The 19,644-nt window shown below is 58.5% G+C and carries 19 protein-coding genes; 14 read left to right on the top strand and 5 right to left on the bottom strand.

Annotated features, from left to right (window positions below):
- Positions 1 to 97 precede the first annotated feature (97 nt).
- Together JFU47_RS21480 and JFU47_RS21485 are read left to right on the top strand one after the other, a co-directional pair.
- Positions 98 to 2,536, top strand: coding sequence for a Lon protease family protein (locus JFU47_RS21480; RefSeq protein ID WP_201185516.1), 2,439 nt, complete (start codon positions 98 to 100; stop codon positions 2,534 to 2,536).
- 324 nt (positions 2,537 to 2,860) lie between these two features.
- Positions 2,861 to 3,202 carry a PA4575 family protein gene (locus JFU47_RS21485; protein WP_046048783.1) on the top strand — a complete coding sequence of 114 codons (342 nt, stop codon included), beginning with the start codon at positions 2,861 to 2,863 and terminating at the stop codon, positions 3,200 to 3,202.
- 5 nt (positions 3,203 to 3,207) lie between these two features.
- On the opposite strand, the gene JFU47_RS21490 is transcribed toward JFU47_RS21485, so the two are convergent.
- The gene (locus JFU47_RS21490) at positions 3,208 to 5,037 is read right to left on the bottom strand and encodes a hypothetical protein (RefSeq protein WP_201185518.1); all 1,830 of its coding nucleotides are present in this window, start codon (positions 5,035 to 5,037) and stop codon (positions 3,208 to 3,210) included.
- Positions 5,038 to 5,196: 159 nt separating this feature from the next.
- On the opposite strand from JFU47_RS21490, the gene JFU47_RS21495 reads away from it, so the two are divergent.
- From JFU47_RS21495 to JFU47_RS21505, 3 genes are all read left to right on the top strand, one after another.
- The gene (locus JFU47_RS21495; protein ID WP_033054284.1) at positions 5,197 to 5,685 is read left to right on the top strand and encodes a TIGR00645 family protein; all 489 of its coding nucleotides are present in this window, start codon (positions 5,197 to 5,199) and stop codon (positions 5,683 to 5,685) included.
- Between the two features lie 133 nt (positions 5,686 to 5,818).
- On the top strand, positions 5,819 to 6,118 hold the full coding sequence (locus JFU47_RS21500) for a DUF6482 family protein (RefSeq protein ID WP_201185520.1): 300 nt from the start codon (positions 5,819 to 5,821) through the stop codon (positions 6,116 to 6,118).
- A gap of 121 nt (positions 6,119 to 6,239) precedes the next feature.
- Positions 6,240 to 6,857 carry an FKBP-type peptidyl-prolyl cis-trans isomerase gene (locus JFU47_RS21505; protein WP_046048787.1) on the top strand — a complete coding sequence of 206 codons (618 nt, stop codon included), beginning with the start codon at positions 6,240 to 6,242 and terminating at the stop codon, positions 6,855 to 6,857.
- A gap of 136 nt (positions 6,858 to 6,993) precedes the next feature.
- Here the strand turns inward: JFU47_RS21505 and JFU47_RS21510 are convergent, their stop codons facing one another.
- From JFU47_RS21510 to JFU47_RS21520, 3 genes are all read right to left on the bottom strand, one after another.
- Positions 6,994 to 7,251, bottom strand: coding sequence for a PA4570 family protein (locus JFU47_RS21510; RefSeq protein ID WP_140681021.1), 258 nt, complete (start codon positions 7,249 to 7,251; stop codon positions 6,994 to 6,996).
- Positions 7,252 to 7,457: 206 nt separating this feature from the next.
- Positions 7,458 to 7,799, bottom strand: a complete 342-nt coding sequence (locus JFU47_RS21515; RefSeq protein ID WP_123367772.1) for a zinc ribbon domain-containing protein YjdM — start codon at positions 7,797 to 7,799, stop codon at positions 7,458 to 7,460.
- A 188-nt stretch (positions 7,800 to 7,987) separates the two neighbouring features.
- Positions 7,988 to 8,956 (bottom strand): polyprenyl synthetase family protein, encoded by a 969-nt coding sequence (locus tag JFU47_RS21520; RefSeq protein ID WP_123367773.1) that lies wholly within the window; start codon positions 8,954 to 8,956, stop codon positions 7,988 to 7,990.
- Between the two features lie 240 nt (positions 8,957 to 9,196).
- Between JFU47_RS21520 and rplU the strand changes: the two genes are divergently transcribed.
- The 5 genes from rplU to JFU47_RS21545 all read left to right on the top strand — a co-directional run bounded on the left by rplU (position 9,197) and on the right by JFU47_RS21545 (position 12,971).
- On the top strand, positions 9,197 to 9,511 hold the full coding sequence (gene rplU, locus JFU47_RS21525) for a 50S ribosomal protein L21 (protein ID WP_003176051.1): 315 nt from the start codon (positions 9,197 to 9,199) through the stop codon (positions 9,509 to 9,511).
- 34 nt (positions 9,512 to 9,545) lie between these two features.
- Positions 9,546 to 9,821 (top strand): 50S ribosomal protein L27, encoded by a 276-nt coding sequence (gene rpmA, locus JFU47_RS21530; RefSeq protein ID WP_003215862.1) that lies wholly within the window; start codon positions 9,546 to 9,548, stop codon positions 9,819 to 9,821.
- Positions 9,822 to 10,014: 193 nt separating this feature from the next.
- Entirely contained in the window at positions 10,015 to 11,238 is a 1,224-nt protein-coding gene (gene cgtA, locus JFU47_RS21535) for an Obg family GTPase CgtA (RefSeq protein WP_123367774.1), read from the top strand.
- Between the two features lie 137 nt (positions 11,239 to 11,375).
- On the top strand, positions 11,376 to 12,494 hold the full coding sequence (gene proB, locus JFU47_RS21540) for a glutamate 5-kinase (protein WP_123367775.1): 1,119 nt from the start codon (positions 11,376 to 11,378) through the stop codon (positions 12,492 to 12,494).
- Between the two features lie 12 nt (positions 12,495 to 12,506).
- Positions 12,507 to 12,971 (top strand): CreA family protein, encoded by a 465-nt coding sequence (locus JFU47_RS21545; protein WP_046052761.1) that lies wholly within the window; start codon positions 12,507 to 12,509, stop codon positions 12,969 to 12,971.
- 186 nt (positions 12,972 to 13,157) lie between these two features.
- Here the strand turns inward: JFU47_RS21545 and rpsT are convergent, their stop codons facing one another.
- Complete coding sequence (gene rpsT, locus JFU47_RS21550; protein ID WP_008154937.1) at positions 13,158 to 13,436, bottom strand: 30S ribosomal protein S20; 279 nt, start codon at positions 13,434 to 13,436, stop codon at positions 13,158 to 13,160.
- Positions 13,437 to 13,688: 252 nt separating this feature from the next.
- Here rpsT and murJ point away from each other — a divergent pair, with 252 nt between their 5' ends.
- From murJ to lspA, 4 genes are all read left to right on the top strand, one after another.
- Positions 13,689 to 15,227: a murein biosynthesis integral membrane protein MurJ gene (gene murJ, locus JFU47_RS21555; protein WP_140681027.1), complete on the top strand. Its 1,539-nt coding sequence runs from the start codon at positions 13,689 to 13,691 to the stop codon at positions 15,225 to 15,227.
- Positions 15,228 to 15,356: 129 nt separating this feature from the next.
- Positions 15,357 to 16,307, top strand: coding sequence for a bifunctional riboflavin kinase/FAD synthetase (gene ribF, locus JFU47_RS21560; protein WP_056742826.1), 951 nt, complete (start codon positions 15,357 to 15,359; stop codon positions 16,305 to 16,307).
- A complete protein-coding gene (ileS, locus tag JFU47_RS21565) occupies positions 16,308 to 19,139 on the top strand; it encodes an isoleucine--tRNA ligase (RefSeq protein ID WP_140681029.1) in 2,832 nt (943 codons plus the stop codon).
- Positions 19,132 to 19,644 (top strand): signal peptidase II, encoded by a 513-nt coding sequence (gene lspA, locus JFU47_RS21570; RefSeq protein ID WP_033054294.1) that lies wholly within the window; start codon positions 19,132 to 19,134, stop codon positions 19,642 to 19,644. The genes ileS and lspA overlap by 8 nt, the downstream gene beginning before the upstream one ends.

Below are 19,644 nucleotides of genomic sequence, written 5' to 3' on the forward strand. Positions count from 1 at the left end.
CGCTTTGTCTATGCTTTGGCTAGAGGCGCGCCTTGCAAGTGAGGTATGGGCAGCGCCAGAATGCCGCTATCTGCCCCGCCTGATGTAAGGAAGCCCGATGCCTGATCCTGTTGCTGCCAGCTTGCGTCTAGCGCCCGAAGCGCTGACCCGTCCGTTTTCCGCTGAACAGTTCAGCTTCTCTACCACCAATGATTTGGAGCCCTTCCGCGGTGTGCTTGGCCAGGAACGTGCGGTCGAAGCGCTGCAGTTCGGTGTGGCGATGCCACGCCCCGGTTACAACGTATTCGTCATGGGTGAGCCCGGCACCGGCCGGTTTTCGTTCGTCAAACGTTACCTGAAAGCCGAAGGCAAACGCCTGCAGACCCCGGCGGACTGGGTCTACGTCAACAATTTCGATGATCCTCGCGAACCTCGTACCCTGGAGTTGCCATCGGGTACCGCCGGTGCCTTTATCGATGACATCAACGGCTTGATCGACAACCTGCTGGCGACTTTTCCGGCGGTGTTCGAGCACCCGTCCTACCAGCAGAAGAAAAGCGCCATCGACCGCGCCTTCAACCAGCGTTACGACAAGGCGCTGGACGTGATCGAGCGCCTGGCGCTGGAGAAGGATGTTGCGCTGTACCGCGACAGCACCAATATCGCCTTTACGCCGATGAGCGAAGGCAAAGCGGTGGACGAAGCCGAATTTGCCCAGTTGCCGGAAGTCGATCGCGAGCGTTTTCACGACGACATTTCGTGGCTGGAAGAGCGGCTGAACGAAGAGCTCGCCAGCCTGCCGCAGTGGAAGCGTGAGTCGAGCAATCAAATGCGTCAGCTCAACGAAGAAACCATCACCCTGGCCTTGCAGCCCTTGCTCGCGCCGCTGTCGGAAAAGTACGCGGAAAACGCCGGCGTTTGCGGTTACCTGCAAGCGATGCAGGTATATCTGCTCAAGACCGTGGTCGAGCAACTGGTGGACGACAGCAAGACGGACGCCATCGCCCGCAAGCTGCTGGAAGAGCAATACGCACCGAGCCTGGTGGTCGGTCATCCGTTCAGCGGCGGTGCGCCAGTGGTCTTTGAGCCGCACCCGACTTACGAAAACCTGTTCGGCCGCATCGAGTACACCACCGACCAGGGCGCGCTCTACACCACGTATCGACAGTTGCGTCCGGGTGCGCTGCACCGCGCCAACGGCGGCTTCTTGATTCTTGAAGCAGAAAAAATGCTCAGCGAGCCGTTCGTGTGGGATGCGCTCAAACGCGCGCTGCAATCACGCAAATTGAAAATGGAATCGCCGCTGGGCGAGATGGGCCGTTTCGCCACCGTGACCCTGACACCGCAACACATTCCGCTGCAGGTCAAAGTCGTCATCATTGGCGCCCGGCAGTTGTACTACACGCTGCAGGACCTCGATCCGGACTTCCAGGAGATGTTCCGTGTACTGGTGGACTTCGATGAAGACATCCCGATGGTCGACGAAAGCCTGGAGCAATTCGCCCAGTTGCTCAAGACCCGCACTTCCGAAGAAGGCATGGCGCCGCTGACCGCCGATGCGGTGGCGCGTCTGGCGACTTACAGTGCTCGCCTGGCTGAGCACCAGGGGCGTTTGTCGGCGCGGATCGGTGATTTGTTCCAATTGGTCAGCGAGGCGGATTTCATTCGCCAACTGGCCAGTGACGAAATGACCGACGCCGGGCACATCGAACGTGCGCTCAAGGCCAAAGCCACGCGTACCGGGCGCGTCTCGGCGCGGATTCTCGATGACATGCTGGCCGGGATCATCCTGATCGACACCGCAGGTGCGGCGGTCGGCAAGTGCAACGGGCTGACAGTGCTGGAGGTCGGTGACTCGGCGTTCGGTATACCGGCGCGGATCTCCGCCACGGTCTACCCGGGTGGCAGCGGCATCGTCGACATCGAGCGCGAGGTCAACCTCGGCCAGCCGATTCACTCCAAAGGCGTGATGATCCTCACCGGGTACCTGGGCAGCCGATACGCCCAGGAATTCCCGCTGGCGATTTCCGCGAGTATCGCCCTGGAGCAGTCCTACGGTTACGTCGACGGTGATAGTGCATCGCTGGGCGAGGCTTGCACCTTGATTTCGGCGCTGTCGAAAACCCCGCTCAAGCAGTGTTTTGCGATCACCGGCTCGATCAACCAGTTCGGTGAAGTGCAGGCGGTGGGCGGGGTCAACGAGAAGATCGAAGGCTTCTTCCGACTCTGCGAAGCGCGCGGGCTGACCGGTGAGCAGGGAGCAATCATTCCCCACGCCAACGTTGCCACGCTGATGCTCGACGAGAAAGTGCTGACGGCGGTGCGCGCGGGGCAGTTCCACGTCTACGCCGTGCGCCAGGCTGATGAAGCCCTGAGCCTGTTGGTCGGCGAGCCGGCCGGTGCGCCGGACGCCGATGGCCAGTTCCCTGAAGGCAGCGTTAACGCGCGGGTGGTGGAACGCTTGCGGGTCATCGCAGAAATGATCAGCGAAGAGGACCTCAAGGAAGCCGAGAAAGAGATGGCGCAGGAAGCCTTGGTGGAAACCAAGCCCGCCTGATACAGAAACAATTTGAGGATCAGATAGATCCACTGTGGGAGCGAGCCTGCTCGCGAAGAGGGAGTGCCAGTTGACGTCAATGTCGCCTGACACACCGCTTTCGCGAGCAGGCTCGCTCCCACATTTGTATCCGGCGCACTCCGAAAAAGTGCCATCAGTCTGGCGTCAATATTCACACAATGACCATTCGGCGCCTTCTGGTCCCACTTGACGTGCTAGTCAGACTTTTCCTCTATTCTCAGGTCAAGGATATCGACAGTAATCACTGGATCGAGACAGCCCTCCCGTGGGGGCTGAATACCGGCTCTACCGAGGGTCGCCGCCATGTCGCGCAACCTCTGCCTCACCCGTCAATGCCTGGGCCTTGTGACCCGTATCGAGTGTGCCATCCGCCCATTGGCGGGGGATACGGGCATGTGGACCTTGCTCTTCGCCGCCGGAATGGCCGGCGAACAACCTTCTGCCATCAAAGCCCAGGGCCCGTTTCATGGTCCCTTTGTGGCTGAGTCGATCCTCGACACCATCGTTGAAAGCCTCACCCTGCACGGCTATGAACTGGCCGATGATCCGCAAATCTGGTGCCTGCACCTGCAAGCTCAGCTGCGGGAAATCAATGGTGGCCGCTGCCGCAACCCTGGAGGTTTCGAGTTTCGGCCCGAGCACTGAACAGGCTATTGAGCAAGGTTGGACGTGTCCGCCTTGTCGAGTTTGACCTCGAAGCCATATTGCACGGTGGAGAGATCGGTTCGTTGATAGGTTTCCAGGCGGGCAGGCTGCCCGTAGAAGTAATGCACCCCCAATAATGCCGGGCCTTCTGCGCTCGCATCGTGGCTGACCGAAAGAATCTCCTTCAGATAATTGCCGCTATCGTCCTTGGCGAAGAAACGCCAGTCCTGGGCGGGAAACTGCTTCAGATCAACCACCAGCGCATTGCCTTTGAGCGCCAGGCCTTTGGGCAACTGGTGGGCGTCGATGGTTTTCTTTTCGACGGTGGCGAGAAACAGCGGCATGGAGCCCACCGCGAAAGCCGGGGTTTCCGGAAACAGGTTCAAGTCGTAGGTGATGATGCCGCGCAGGGGATCGACCTGATGAGCCTCTGGCGGCAATTCGATCGGCCCATCGCGTTTGCCGTTACCGTCCTCAGTAAAGAAACTGACCGGGCTGTCACCGGGGGTGAAGGAGGTGCCGAGCAGCTCATCATTGAAGCTTTTGGGGTGATCGAACTCGATACGCGCGGCGCTGGGGTCTTCGACCGACTGACTGATGCTGACGCTCTTTTTCAGTTGTTCCTCGCCAAGTGTGGCGCCCTTGAGCCAGGTCGGGGCCTGATCGTCGTACACCACCACCGGCAGCGTCAGTGGCTGGATGGTCTTTTGCGTGGTGTGTGAGTCGAAGCGAAGTACCGGCAGGTTCAGGTCCTTGCGGGTCACCGTGACGGTTGAAAAGTCCAGTACGCTGACCTCAAGAGTTTCGATCGGCCCGTTGAAGTACACCTTTGAATAATGGTGGCTCTGCTGCTGCTCAAAGGCGCGCTGCTCTTCATCGATCTGTTTCTCGAAGCTCTCGCTCCAGGCTTTCTGCTGTTGCATTTTCGCCAGTTGCTTTTGATAGAAGGCTATTTGTGTGGCGGTTTCGTTGATCGAGCCTGAGCGCGAGAGAAATTGCCCGGTGCTGTCCTTGGCCTGGACGATCAGCGGGTTCAGCGGTGTTTCGCCGACCTCGGGGGCCAGTGGTGCGCTGTTGTTGAATTCGATTTCGGCGAAGTTGTTTGCAAGGTTCAACAGGTTGACGCTGAGGTTGTCGTTGGTGCGGGTCTGGCCAACATCCTTTTTCGTCAGGTCGAAGCTGTAGAGCCGGCGCGGCGCGATGACTTCCACCTTGCCTTGCAGACTCACCGGTTGTGGCTGGTTCTTTTTGTCCACGTCCAGGCCGTCGATGAATGGATAGGTCACCGTCAGGTCTTCGGGGTTGGTCAGGTTTGAGCTCGATGGGCTCAGTTGAATTCCAGGATCGGTTTCTGACCATTCCGGCTGAAACGGGATGACGCGTTTGTTGCTCAAGGTCACCGATTGCCATTCAAGATTATGGGGAAAGAGAAACGCGACTGGAATGTTGAAGTTGAAGGGGAACACCGGTTGCAGATCGGTCAGGTAGTCGGAACTGGAATCTTTGTGCAGCACGAACAAGCCGTTGATGTACGTGTCGACCAAGGCCTGGGGCGTCGGATAGTGCTTGAGGACGGCGAGGGCGTCTTCGCCATATTCTGTTTCCACCGGTTTGCTGTCGAGCTTGAGTTGCGCACGCTCGAGCAACAACAGTGAGCCGCCGAGTTCAGCCACGGCATCCTTGAGTTTTGGGTCCTGAATCGCATCCAGAGACTTCTCGAACTGCGCCGTCTTTTCCTCGAGGCTGACCTGGCGCTTCTCATCGCTGGGTGAGCAGGCGCTCATCAGCAAAGCCAAGCAAATTCCGGCGCTCGTCAAAGGCAATCGCACATCCATTTCCCGTCTTCCTGTCCGATGTCGCTGAGCTGTCAATGCTTTGGACACTAGCAGAAAAACCTTGTCACACACGCGCAGGTTGCGGATTTCCCAACGGTTTCTGGGTGTAACAGGTGGCTGATATACTCGCGGCCATTTCCAGGCCTTGTGTGAGATTTAATGGAACGCTTTATCGAAAATGCAATGTACGCCAGCCGCTGGCTGCTGGCGCCGATCTACTTCGGTCTGTCCCTTGGGCTACTGGCCCTGGCGCTGAAATTCTTCCAGGAAGTCTTCCACGTCATCCCTAACGTGTTCTCGATGGCCGAGTCGGATCTGATTCTGGTGCTGCTCTCGCTGATCGACATGGCGCTGGTAGGCGGTTTGCTGGTGATGGTGATGATTTCCGGTTACGAGAACTTCGTTTCCCAACTGGACATCGACGACGACAAGGAAAAGCTCAACTGGCTAGGCACCATGGATTCCTCTTCATTGAAGATGAAGGTGGCCGCTTCCATCGTGGCCATTTCGTCCATCCACCTGCTGCGGATTTTCATGGACGCCAAGAACGTCGATCCCGAGCATTTGAAGTGGTACGTGATCATCCACATGACCTTCGTGATTTCGGCGTTTGCCATGGGTTATCTGGATAAGCTGACCAAGCACTGATCGCTTTTTATCGCTCTACCCAACCGCCCGCCTGTTGCGAAACAGACGGGCGGTGTTGTTTGTGGCTTGTACTTTGATGCGCCGAGGCCTATGCCTGTAAGGATCTTGGCTCGCCACTGTGTGAGGTGTGTTCATGAACCTGCAAGAGTTGAATGCTTATGCCATCGCCGGGAAGGTCGATGAGCTCAATCTGATTTCAATGGAAGGTGGGATCTACCTGTTGGAAGCGCGGATGCATGGCGCGGCGTACCCATTGAGTGATGCCCGCGGCCAGATGTTTCATTTGCGGTCGGTCGAGCATGCACGTGAAGTGCTTCATGCCTTTCCCAGCTTGCCGTTCAACCTTGTACACGTTTCGGTGCATGACGAGATGTGTGGACTCGGTGTTAGCTCCGAGGGAAGCCTGAAGGTACCAATCGCGTGGCAGCACTGACGGCTCTCATCAACCCAATGACATCTGTGCTAGTCTGCTGGCCCTTTTGGTTCCGGGCGCTCCGGGACGCGCTGTGTACGCACGGCAAGTTCCAGGGCCGTCCGCACAGCGGAGCAGTGTCATGTCCGAAGTAAATCTGTCCACCGACGAAACCCGCGTCAGCTACGGTATTGGCCGTCAGCTGGGCGATCAACTGCGCGACAACCCGCCACCAGGTGTTAGCCTGGACGCGATCCTGGCGGGTCTGACCGACGCTTTCGCCGGCAAGGAAAGCCGTGTGGGTCAGGAAGAAATGTCCGCGAGCTTCAAGGTTATTCGCGAAATCATGCAAGCTGAAGCCGCTGCCAAAGCTGAAGCCGCTGCTGGCGAAGGCCTGGCATTCCTGGCTGAAAACGCCAAGCGTGATGGCATCACCACCCTGGCTTCCGGCCTGCAATTCGAAGTGCTGACTCAGGGTGAAGGCGCCAAGCCAACCCGTGAAGATCAAGTGCGCACTCACTACCACGGCACCCTGATCGACGGCACTGTGTTCGACAGCTCCTACGATCGTGGTCAGCCTGCAGAATTCCCGGTTGGCGGCGTGATCGCTGGCTGGACCGAAGCCCTGCAACTGATGAACGCCGGCAGCAAGTGGCGTCTGTACGTGCCGAGCGAACTGGCTTACGGCGCTCAAGGCGTTGGCAGCATTCCGCCGCACAGCGTACTGGTATTCGACGTCGAACTGCTCGACGTTCTGTAAGACCCGGCTCGATATCACATCGGGCTAATGTGGGGGCGAGCCTGCTCGCGAATTCGGTCTGACATTCAACACTGATGTTGTCTGACACACCGCCTTCGCGAGCAGGCTCGCTCCCACAATTTTTTTGCGCTGATTTTCATATTTCGATCTTGTGGTGCAGTTCGCTTGTCGGGCGCAATGCCCGGGCATAGCAGAACAGAAACAGATTGCGCACCAGTTCCTTGAGCACCACCGGCTCGCTGGAACTCAAGCCGTTGACGTCCAGATCACCCTGATCCTGCAGCTCGCTCAAGGCTTCTTCTTCAAGCACCGCACAGACTTCCCCGGTTTCCCGATGCAGGATCCTGAGGTAAGGGTGTGGGCGGTCCAGCCAGGCATCGATCAAATAAGTCATGGGTCTCATCTCCATTGATTGGTTTCAATGAGAATAATTCTTATTCATCAAATAGCAAGGACCTATTGGCGGTTTGTGTTTTTTTAAGGGCGAAGGTTGCGTAAGGTCAAAACGGCTGGCGTTTGGCTATTGCGAGGGATTGTTGGGCGAAGCGGGGGAGGGTGAAGCACCATCCCACGCCGGGCGCGGGATGGAAGACAGCAGGCTCAGACTTTTCTGACGAACTCGGATTTGAGCTTCATCGGGCCGATGCCGTCAATCTTGCAGTCGATGTCGTGATCACCATCGCACAGGCGGATGTTCTTGACCTTGGTCCCGACCTTGACCACCAGCGACGTGCCTTTGACCTTGAGGTCCTTGATCACGGTGATGGTGTCGCCGTCCTGCAGGACGTTGCCGACCGAATCCTTTTTCACGGTGTCATCGGACACCGCTTCGGCTTCGCCGCCGGCGGACCACTCGTGGGCGCACTCCGGGCAGATCAGCTGAGCGCCGTCTTCATAGGTGTATTCGGAATTACATTTTGGGCAGGGTGGCAACGTGCTCACTAAAGCTCCTTGGATTCAGGATCGCTAAAAAGCGCACATTGTATAGGGTTTTAGGCCGGAGAGGGCCGGACGCTGATAAACCTGTGGGAGCGAGCCTGCTCGCGAAAGCGATACGTCAGTCAACATCGATGCTGACTGGCAGATTGCATTCGCGAGCAGGCTCGCTCCCACAGGGTATTGCGGTGCAGTTAGTGCGTGCGTGCGACCGCAAACTCGCTCAACTCGACCAGTGCATCGCGGTATTCGCTGGCAGGCAGCGCGTCGAGGCATTTGATCGCGCGGGCCACGTAGTCACGGGCCAGCTGGGCGGTGTAATCCAGCGAACCAGACGCTTCCACGGCTTCGCGGATGCTTTCCAGGTCTTCGATGCCGCCTTTCTGGATCGCCTTGCGCACCAGTGCAGCCTGCTCCGGCGTGCCTTCGCGCATGGTGTAGATCAGCGGCAGGGTCGGTTTGCCTTCGGCCAGATCGTCGCCGACGTTCTTGCCCAGGGTTTCGGCGTCGCCTTTGTAGTCCAGCAAGTCGTCGACCAGTTGGAAAGCCACACCCAGGTGATCACCAAACGTACGCAGAGCTTCTGCCTGTTCCGATGTAGCTTCGCAGAGCGCTGCAGCACTGTGGGTCGACGCTTCGAAGAGCATCGCGGTCTTGCCGCGGATGACTTCCATGTAGGTTTCTTCGGTGGTGCTGGCGTCACGAACCTTGGACAGCTGCAACACTTCGCCTTCGGCGATGATGCGCGTGGCTTGCGAAAGGATTTTCATCACCGGCATGGAGCCCAGTTCGACCATCATTTCGAAGGACCGCGAATACAGGAAGTCACCCACCAGCACGCTAGGGGCGTTGCCCCACATGGCGTTGGCGGTCGAGCGGCCACGGCGCATGCCGGACATGTCGACCACGTCGTCATGCAGCAGGGTCGCGGTGTGCAGGAACTCGATGGTCGCGGCCAGCAGGCGCAGGTCATCGCCTTCGCGACCCAGTGCCTTGCCACACAGCAAAACTAATAGAGGGCGCAGGCGTTTACCGCCAGCCGAGGTAATGTAATCGCCGATTTTCGATACCAGCGGCACTCGGGAAGTCAGCTGCTTCTTGATGATGCCGTCGACGGCGCTAAAATCGTCCGCCACCGCGCGGTAGAAAGCTTGGGGTTGCATCAGCGACAGTTGCTCCAGAAGGGTTGCGCGGCATGCTAGGACCCGCGTCGACGGGTGTCAAGGTACGATGGACGGCCTCTTGCATAGCCTCGGTAGCTTGCGTACAATCGCGCACCCTGAACTTCCTGGGCAGCACCTGCCTTACGCAATTGCAAACAGGCCTTCCAGCCTTATGCAGCCATGCCAGCCAATACCTCTTCTTATAAAGAGCTGGGTGAGCAGGATTATCGGAGAAATACCATGTCGTACGCAGTAATTGTTACTGGTGGCAAGCAATACAAGGTCGCCCCAGGTGAATACCTGAAGATCGAAAAACTGGAAATCGCTACCGGCGAATCCGTTACTTTTGATCGCGTTCTGTTGGTCGCCAATGGCGATGACGTGAACATCGGCGCTCCAGTTGTTGCAGGCGCTACCGTTGTGGCTGAAGTGATCTCCCAAGGTCGTCACGATAAAGTCCGCATCATCAAGTTCCGTCGTCGTAAGCACCACATGAAGCGTATGGGCCACCGCCAGTGGTACACCGAGATCAAAATCACCGGTATTCAGGCTTAATTTCAGCCTAATTCCTCACTAGGAGAATTGACTCATGGCACACAAAAAAGCTGGTGGTAGTACCCGTAACGGTCGCGACTCAGAAGCCAAACGCCTTGGCGTGAAGATGTATGGCGGCCAGGTTATCATTCCGGGCAACATCATCGTGCGTCAGCGCGGCACCCAATTCCACGCCGGTTACGGTGTCGGCATGGGTAAAGATCACACTCTGTTCGCTAAAATCGACGGCGTGATCAAGTTTGAAGTAAAAGGCGCTTTCAACCGCCGTTACGTGAGCATTGTCCCGAAGACTGAAGTCGTCGCGGCATAATTACGTAGTTGCTGGAAAAGCCCTGTCTCGCGACGGGGCTTTTTCGTTTGTGGGGTGAGTCTCTTGCAAAGCTGTTTGTGATGGGCTCCAGCGCTGGATTTGCGGTCGTTGATTGAGGTCGCTGCGCTCATTTTTGCAAGAGTCTTATGTCTTAGTTTTTTCGGCTCGTCCGTATGACGAGAGGCGTTTTGTTATGAAGTTTGTTGATGAAGTATCGATTCGAGTAAAGGCCGGTGACGGCGGCAACGGTTGCATGAGCTTCCGTCGCGAGAAATTCATTGAAAACGGCGGCCCGAACGGCGGTGATGGTGGTGATGGCGGCTCGGTCTACATGATCGCCGACGAAAACCTCAACACCCTGGTGGACTACCGTTACACCCGGCACTTTGATGCCGAGCGTGGTTCCAACGGCGGCAGCACTGACTGCACCGGCAAGAAAGGTGAAGAGCTGGTCCTGCGTGTTCCGGTCGGTACTACCGTCATCGACTCCGCCACTCAGGAAGTGATCGGCGACCTGACCAAGGCTGGCCAGAAACTGCTGGTGGCTCACGGCGGCTGGCACGGTCTGGGTAACACCCGTTTCAAATCCAGTACCAACCGTGCTCCGCGTCAGACCACTCCGGGTAAGCCGGGTGAGGCGCGTGATCTGAAGCTGGAAATGAAGGTGTTGGCTGACGTCGGCCTGCTGGGCTTGCCGAACGCTGGCAAAAGTACCTTCATTCGTTCGGTGTCGGCCGCCAAGCCGAAAGTCGCCGACTACCCGTTCACCACGCTGGTGCCGAACCTGGGTGTGGTCAGTGTCGATCGCTGGAAAAGCTTCGTGGTTGCGGACATTCCGGGTCTGATCGAAGGTGCTTCCGATGGCGCAGGCCTGGGGATTCGCTTCCTCAAGCACTTGTCGCGTACGCGTCTGCTGCTGCACCTCGTGGACATGGCGCCGCTCGATGATGCCAGCGCCCCGGATGCTGCGGAAGTGATCGTCAGCGAGCTGACCAAGTTCAGCCCGTCCCTGGCTGAGCGTGATCGTTGGTTGGTGCTGAACAAGTGCGACCAGATCCTTGAAGAAGAGCACGATGAGCGCGTCAAGGAGATCGTTGATCGCCTGGAGTGGACTGGTCCGGTCTACGTGATCTCGGCCATCTCCAAGCTGGGCACCGAGCGTCTTTGCCACGACATCATGCGTTACATGGAAGATCGTGCTGATCGCCTGGCTAACGACCCGGTTTACAAAGAAGAGTTGGCCGAACTCGATCAGCGCATCGAAGACGAAGCCCGTGCTCAGCTGCAGGCCCTGGATGACCAGCGTGCCCTGCGCCGTAGCGGCGTGAAGTCGGTCCACGACATCGGCGACGATGATTGGGACGAAGAAGATGTGGATGACGAAGACGGTCCGGAAATCATTTACGTGCGTGACTGATTCGTTGCAGTAAACTTAAGCGCCGCTCAATCGAGCGGCGTTTTAGTATCTGGAAATCGATCGTTGGTCAGCAATAACCACGATTAACGTCACGGGCAGTGCCAGGTCGCGCTGTCCTCAAGCTAAGGTTGAAGATGATGCGGAGCAAGGTGACAGGTGCGCAGCGTTGGGTCGTGAAGATCGGCAGCGCTTTGCTGACGGCGGACGGCAAGGGCCTGGATCGCGCGGCAATGAGTGTTTGGGTCGAGCAGATGGTGGCTTTGCATGAGGCTGGCGTCGAGCTGGTGCTGGTGTCCTCCGGGGCGGTGGCGGCCGGCATGAGCCGCTTGGGCTGGACCGTACGACCCAGTGCGATGCACGAGTTGCAGGCCGCTGCCGCCATCGGTCAGATGGGGTTGGTGCAGGCTTGGGAGTCGAGCTTTGCCGAGCATGGCCGGCATACCGCGCAGATTCTCCTGACCCACGACGACTTGTCCGACCGCAAGCGCTACCTGAACGCCCGCAGCACCTTGCGCGCGCTGGTCGAGCTGAAAGTTATTCCGGTGATCAACGAGAACGACACCGTGGTCACTGATGAAATACGTTTCGGCGACAACGACACCCTGGCGGCGCTGGTGGCCAACCTGGTCGAAGCTGACTTGCTGGTGATCCTTACCGATCGCGATGGCATGTTTGACGCCGATCCGCGCAACAACCCCAACGCCAATCTGATTTACGAAGCGCGCGCCGATGATCCGGCGCTGGATGCGGTGGCGGGCGGTACGGGTGGTGCGCTGGGTCGTGGCGGTATGCAGACCAAATTGCGTGCTGCGCGACTGGCGGCTCGCTCCGGTGCGCATACCATCATCGTTGGCGGGCGTATTGACCGTGTGCTGGATCGTCTCAAGGCGGGCGAGCGCATCGGCACCTTGCTGTCGCCTGAGCGCGGCATGTTGGCAGCGCGCAAGCAATGGCTGGCCGGGCACCTGCAAACCCGCGGCACGCTCGTGCTGGATGCCGGTGCGGTGACGGCGCTGTCCCAAGGCAACAAAAGTTTGCTGCCCGTGGGTGTCAAGCTGGTCCAGGGCAGCTTCCGTCGTGGCGAGATGGTGGTTTGCGTGGCGCCGGATGGTCGTGAAATCGCCCGAGGCCTGGCCAATTACAGCGCGCTGGAGGCACAAAAAATCATCGGTCAGTCGTCTGAGGCGATTGTCGGTCTGTTGGGTTACATGGCGGAGCCGGAACTGGTTCACCGCGATAACCTGATCCTGGTCTGAGGGAATACCTGAATGCGCGTGGCAAAAGGATTGTTGGGTCTGCTGTTGGCGATGCCGCTGCTGGCCTCGGCCGAGGAGATTGGTCAGGTGTCGACGGTGTTCAAGTTTGTCGGTCCGAACGACCGCATCGTCGTCGAAGCGTTTGATGATCCAAAGGTTGAGGGTGTGACTTGCTACCTGTCGCGAGCCAAGACGGGTGGCGTGAAGGGTGGTTTGGGATTGGCTGAGGATCGCGCGGAAGCGTCTATCGCTTGTCGTCAGGTCGGGCCGATCAGCTTCAAAGGCGAGTTGAAGGATGGTGACGAGGTGTTCAAGGAGCGCACGTCGCTGGTGTTCAAGACCATGCAGGTAGTGCGATTCCTCGACAAGAAGCGCAATACGCTGGTGTACCTGGTCTATAGCGATCGTGTGATCGAGGGTAGTCCGCAGAATGCGGTCACCGCCATCCCTATCCTGCCGTGGGCGAACGCTCAATAAGCTAGCGAAGATCCAAATTGTGGGATCGAGCCTGCTCGCGAAGAGGGAGTGTCAGTCGGCATTAATGTCGTCTGACACGCCGCTTTCGCGAGCAGGCTCGCTCCCACATTTTTTTTGCGGTGCTTTTGCCAAATCGCAGGCAATAAAAAACCGACCCTGAGGTCGGTTTTTTAACAAGCTTATCGCTTATGCGGCAACAGCAAGGTTCAGAGCCTTGACGTGACCGTTCAGGCGGCTCTTATGACGAGCAGCCTTGTTCTTGTGGATGATGCCTTTATCGGCCATACGGTCGATAACTGGCACGGCCAGAACGTAAGCAGCTTGAGCTTTTTCAGCGTCTTTTGCGTCGATGGCTTTAACTACATTCTTGATGTAGGTACGAACCATGGAACGCAGGCTGGCGTTGTGGCTGCGACGCTTCTCAGCCTGTTTTGCACGTTTTTTGGCGGAAGGTGTGTTGGCCACCGTCGAGCTCCTCGAAAGACTTTTTAGGAAATAGCAAACAAAATAGGCCGCGAATCATGCCGATGAGTTGATGTCTTGTCAAGGGCGGTTGAGACGTTCCGCTAAGTGGTAGGTATAAAGAGGCGGGATATTTATTTCCGGCGCTTGACCTGTAAACTCGCGAGCTTTGGCTCTGTGCTGCTGCGGCGCGGAGTATCGCATAAGTAGGCGCTTTGTTCGCCTGCTGTTTATCGACAGGCACAAACTCTTTCAATGAATCTGCTCAAATCGTTGGCCGCCGTCAGCTCTATCACGATGCTTTCCCGGATTCTGGGGTTCGTTCGTGACACCCTTATTGCACGTACATTTGGTGCGGGGATGGCGACCGACGCCTTCTTTATCGCCTTCAAATTGCCCAATCTGCTGCGACGGATCTTCGCCGAGGGGGCTTTTTCCCAGGCATTCGTGCCGATTCTTGCTGAATACAAAAGCCAGAAGGGCGAGGAGGCGACGCGAACCTTCGTTGCCTATGTCTCGGGCCTGCTGACGCTGGTTCTGGCGTTGGTCACCGCTTTGGGCATGATCGCTGCGCCGTGGGTCATTTGGGCGACCGCGCCGGGCTTCACCGATACGCCGGAAAAATTCGAGCTGACGGCCAGCCTGTTGCGCGTGACCTTTCCTTATATATTGCTGATCTCCCTGTCTTCATTGGCCGGGGCGATCCTCAACACGTATAACCGCTTCTCGGTGCCGGCCTTCGTGCCGACCCTGCTCAACGTCAGCATGATCATCTTTTCGGTGTTCCTGACGCCGTACTTCGATCCGCCGGTCATGGCGCTGGGTTGGGCGGTTCTGGCGGGCGGTCTGGCGCAATTGCTCTATCAGCTGCCGCACCTGAAAAAGATCGGCATGTTGGTGCTGCCGCGCCTGAACCTGCGTGACAGCGGCGTCTGGCGGGTCATGAAACAAATGCTGCCGGCGATTCTCGGCGTGTCCGTGAGCCAGATTTCTCTGATCATCAATACCATTTTCGCCTCTTATCTGGTCGCCGGTTCCGTGTCCTGGATGTACTACGCCGACCGTTTGATGGAGTTGCCGTCCGGTGTTCTGGGTGTGGCGCTGGGTACGATACTTCTGCCGACCCTGGCCAAGACCTACGCCAGCAAGGATCGCCAGGAATACTCGCGAATCCTCGATTGGGGGCTGCGCCTGTGCTTCATGCTGGTGTTACCGTGCTCCCTGGCGCTGGGGATTCTCGCCGAGCCGCTGACGGTTTCTTTATTCCAGTACGGCCAGTTCAGCGCGTTTGACGCCTCCATGACCCAGCGGGCGCTGATCGCTTATTCTGTCGGTTTGCTCGGGATAATCGTGATCAAAGTGCTGGCGCCGGGCTTTTATGCGCAACAAAACATCCGCACGCCGGTAAAAATCGCGATTTTCACGCTGATCGTTACCCAATTGTTCAACTTGGCGTTGATCGGCCCGCTGGCTCACGCCGGCCTAGCACTGGCCATCAGCATCGGTGCGTGCATTAACGCCGGCCTGCTGTTCTATCAACTGCGCAAGCAGCAGATGTATGAGCCGCAACCGGGTTGGGCGAAGTTCGGCTTCAAGCTAGTGATTGCAGTGTTGGTGATGTCTGCTGTGTTACTGGGCGGGATGCATTTCATGCCAGCCTGGGATCAGGGGCATATGCTGGAGAGGTTCCTGCGTCTGGGCGCATTGGTCGTTGCCGGTGTGGTGGCTTATTTCGGCATGTTGCTGTTGATGGGCTTCCGTTTGCGCGACTTCAATCGCAAAACGCTGAGCTGAGGTCACGACCTTGATAAACACGGGCGAATCGACGGTTTTGTCGGCTCGATCACTTTGGGTTACGGTGTTGCCTGTCGTCGGCCGCCGGGTGTGGTTATAATCGACCACTTTATGAGCAAGAAGCGCGTTATGCAGCTGGTTCGAGGCCTCCACAACCTGCGCCCCCAGCATCGGGGCTGTGTCGCCACTATTGGCAACTTTGACGGTGTTCACCGTGGCCACCAGGCTATCCTGGCGAGGCTCCGTGAGCGTGCGCTTGAGTTGGGCGTGCCCAGCTGCGTGGTGATTTTTGAGCCGCAGCCGCGAGAGTTCTTCGCGCCGGACACGGCGCCGGCCCGTCTGGCCCGGCTGCGGGACAAACTGCAGCTGCTGGCCGAGGAAGGTGTCGACCGGGTCCTGTGCCTGGCCTTCAACCAGCGCTTGAGCAAGCTCAGCGCCAGCGAATTCGTCGATACCATTCTGGTGGACGGCCTCGGTGTGCAACATCTTGAGGTCGGCGACGATTTCCGTTTTGGTTGCGACCGGGTAGGGGATTTCGATTTCCTGCAACAGGCCGGCGTTCTGCAAGGCTTTACCGTCGAAGCGGCGCAAACCGTGGAGCTGGACGGTATTCGCGTCAGCAGCACCCAGGTCCGCAATGCATTGGCCGCTGCCGATTTTGCCTTGGCCGAACGACTGCTCGGTCGTCCGTTCCGGATTGCCGGGCGGGTCCTGCATGGTCAGAAGCTGGCGCGCCAATTGGGTACGCCCACGGCCAACATACAACTCAAGCGTCGTCGCGTGCCGCTGACCGGGGTTTACCTGGTCAACGTCGATATCGACGGCAAGACCTGGCCAGGCGTCGCCAATATCGGCGTGCGGCCAACGGTCCAAGGGGATGGCAAAGCCCACCTCGAAGTGCATCTTTTAGATTTTGCCGGCGATCTGTATGACCGGCGTTTGACGGTGGTTTTCCACCACAAGCTGCGTGAAGAGCAGCGTTTCGCCTCTCTGGAGGCGCTTAAGACGGCGATCAATGCGGATGTTGCCGCCGCCCGTGCCCTGTCGCACCTAGCGCCAATCGCTAATGAAGAGCCTTAAATGACCGACTATAAAGCCACGCTAAACCTTCCGGACACCGCCTTCCCAATGAAGGCCGGCCTGCCTCAGCGCGAACCGCAGATTCTGCAGCGCTGGGACAGCATTGGCCTGTACGGTAAGTTGCGCGAGATTGGCAAGGATCGTCCGAAGTTCGTACTTCACGACGGTCCTCCGTACGCCAACGGCACGATTCACATCGGTCATGCGCTGAACAAGATTCTCAAGGACATGATCATCCGCTCGAAAACCCTGTCGGGTTTCGATGCGCCTTATGTTCCGGGCTGGGACTGCCACGGTCTGCCGATCGAGCACAAAGTCGAAGTGACCCACGGTAAAAACCTGGGCGCGGACAAAACCCGCGAACTGTGCCGTGCCTACGCCACCGAGCAGATCGAAGGCCAGAAGTCCGAATTCATCCGTCTGGGCGTGTTAGGCGACTTTGCCAACCCGTACAAGACCATGGACTTCAAAAACGAGGCCGGCGAAATCCGTGCCCTGGCTGAAATCGTCAAGGGCGGTTTCGTGTTCAAGGGCCTGAAGCCTGTGAACTGGTGCTTTGACTGCGGTTCGGCCCTGGCTGAAGCGGAAGTCGAGTACGAAAACAAAAAGTCCTCGACCATCGACGTGGCGTTCCCGATTGCCGACGAAGCCAAGCTGGCTGCCGCTTTCGGTCTGGCGTCGCTGGCCAAGCCTGCTTCGATCGTGATCTGGACCACTACCCCGTGGACCATCCCGGCCAACCAGGCGTTGAACGTTCACCCGGAATTCAACTACGCCCTGGTCGACGTTGGCGACAAACTGCTGGTGCTGGCTGAAGAGCTGGTCGAGTCGTGCCTGGCCCGTTACAGCCTGGAAGGCTCGGTCGTTGCGACCACCACCGGTAAAGAGCTGGAACTGATTAACTTCCGTCACCCGTTCTACGATCGTCTGTCGCCGGTTTACCTGGCCGACTACGTTGAGCTGGGCGCCGGCACGGGCGTGGTTCACTCCTCGCCAGCCTACGGCGTGGACGACTTCGTGACCTGCAAGAAGTACGGCATGGTCAACGATGACATCATCAATCCGGTACAAAGCAACGGCGTTTACGTACCGTCGCTGGAGTTCTTTGGCGGCCAGTTCATCTGGAAGGCCAACCCGGCCATCGTCGACAAGTTGACCGAAGTGGGTGCGCTGCTGCACACCAGCATCATCGAACACAGCTACATGCACTGCTGGCGTCACAAGACCCCGCTGATCTACCGCGCCACCGCGCAGTGGTTCATCGGCATGGACAAAGAACCTGTGACCGGCGACACCCTGCGCAAGCGCGCGATCAAAGCCATCGAAGAGACCAAGTTCGTCCCGGCCTGGGGCCAGGCGCGCCTGCACTCGATGATCGCCAACCGTCCGGACTGGTGCATCTCCCGTCAGCGTAACTGGGGCGTGCCGATTCCGTTCTTCCTGAACAAGGAAAGCGGCGAGCTGCACCCACGTACCGCCGAGCTGATGGAAGAAGTCGCCAAGCGCGTCGAAGTCGAAGGCATCGAAGCCTGGTTCAAGATGGACGCCGCCGAGCTGCTCGGTGACGAAGCGCCACAGTACGACAAGATCAGCGACACCCTGGACGTCTGGTTCGATTCGGGCACCACGCACTGGCATGTTCTGCGCGGTTCGCACCCGATGGGCCACGAGACCGGTCCACGTGCCGACCTGTACCTGGAAGGTTCGGACCAACACCGTGGCTGGTTCCATTCGTCGTTGCTGACCGGTTGCGCCATCGACAACCACGCGCCGTACCGCGAGCTGCTGACTCACGGCTTCACCGTCGACGAGTCTGGTCGCAAGATGTCCAAGTCCCTGGGCAACGTGATCGCGCCGCAAAAGGTCAACGACACCTTGGGCGCCGACATCATGCGTCTGTGGGTGGCTTCCACCGATTACTCGGGTGAAATGGCGGTTTCCGAGCAGATCCTGCAGCGCAGTGCGGACGCCTACCGGCGGATCCGTAACACCGCGCGCTTCCTGCTCTCGAACCTGACCGGCTTCAACCCGGCCACCGACATCCTGCCCGCCGAAGAAATGCTGGCGCTGGACCGTTGGGCCGTGGACCGCACCTTGCTGCTGCAACGCGAGCTGCAAGAACACTACGGCGAATACCGCTTCTGGAACGTCTACTCCAAGATCCACAACTTCTGCGTGCAGGAGCTGGGCGGTTTCTATCTCGACATCATCAAGGACCGTCAGTACACCACTGGCGCCAACAGCAAGGCCCGCCGTTCGGCGCAAACCGCGCTGTACCACATCTCCGAAGCGCTGGTGCGCTGGATCGCGCCGATCCTGGCATTCACCGCTGACGAACTGTGGGAATACCTGCCGGGCGAGCGTAACGAATCGGTAATGCTCAACACCTGGTACGAAGGCCTGACCGAGCTGCCGGAAAACGTCGAGCTGGACCGCGCCTACTGGGAGCGGATCATGGCGGTGAAGGTTGCGGTCAACAAGGAAATGGAAATCCAGCGCGCGGCCAAGGCCGTCGGTGGCAACCTGCAAGCCGAAGTGACGCTGTTCGCCGAAGAGGCGCTGAGCGCCGACCTGGCCAAGCTGAGCAACGAACTGCGCTTCGTATTGATCACCTCGACCGCCACCGTTGCACCGTTCGTTCAGGCGCCGGCCGATGCCGTGGTCACCGAAGTCACCGGTCTGAAACTGCAAGTGGTCAAGTCGAGCCACGCCAAGTGCGCCCGTTGCTGGCACTGCCGTGAAGACGTCGGCGTGAACCCGGAGCATCCGGAAATCTGCGGTCGTTGCGTCGACAACATCAGCGGCGCTGGCGAGGTTCGTCACTATGCCTAATGCGGCTGGCCGTTTCGGACGGCTGAGCTGGCTCTGGTTGAGTTTGCTGGTCCTGGTCATCGACCAGGCCAGCAAGTTCTACTTCGAAGGCAAGCTCGAGATGTACCAGCAAATCGTGGTGATCCCCGATTTGTTCAGCTGGACCCTGGCCTACAACACAGGCGCGGCGTTCAGCTTCCTGGCCGACAGCTCCGGCTGGCAGCGCTGGCTGTTTGCCCTGATCGCGGTCGTGGTCAGTGCGGTGCTGGTCGTGTGGCTCAAACGTCTGGGGCGCAACGAAACCTGGCTGGCCGTCGCTCTGGCGCTGGTGCTGGGTGGCGCGCTGGGTAATCTGTATGACCGCATTGCCCTGGGCCATGTGATCGACTTCATTCTGGTGCATTGGCAGAACCGCTGGTATTTCCCGGCGTTCAACTTTGCCGACAGTGCAATCACTGTCGGTGCCGTAATGCTTGCACTGGACATGTTCAAAAGTAAGAAAACCGGAGAAGCCGTTCATGACTGA

Source organism: Pseudomonas sp. TH39(2020), from assembly GCF_016650715.1.
GTDB lineage: Bacteria > Pseudomonadota > Gammaproteobacteria > Pseudomonadales > Pseudomonadaceae > Aquipseudomonas > Aquipseudomonas mandelii_C.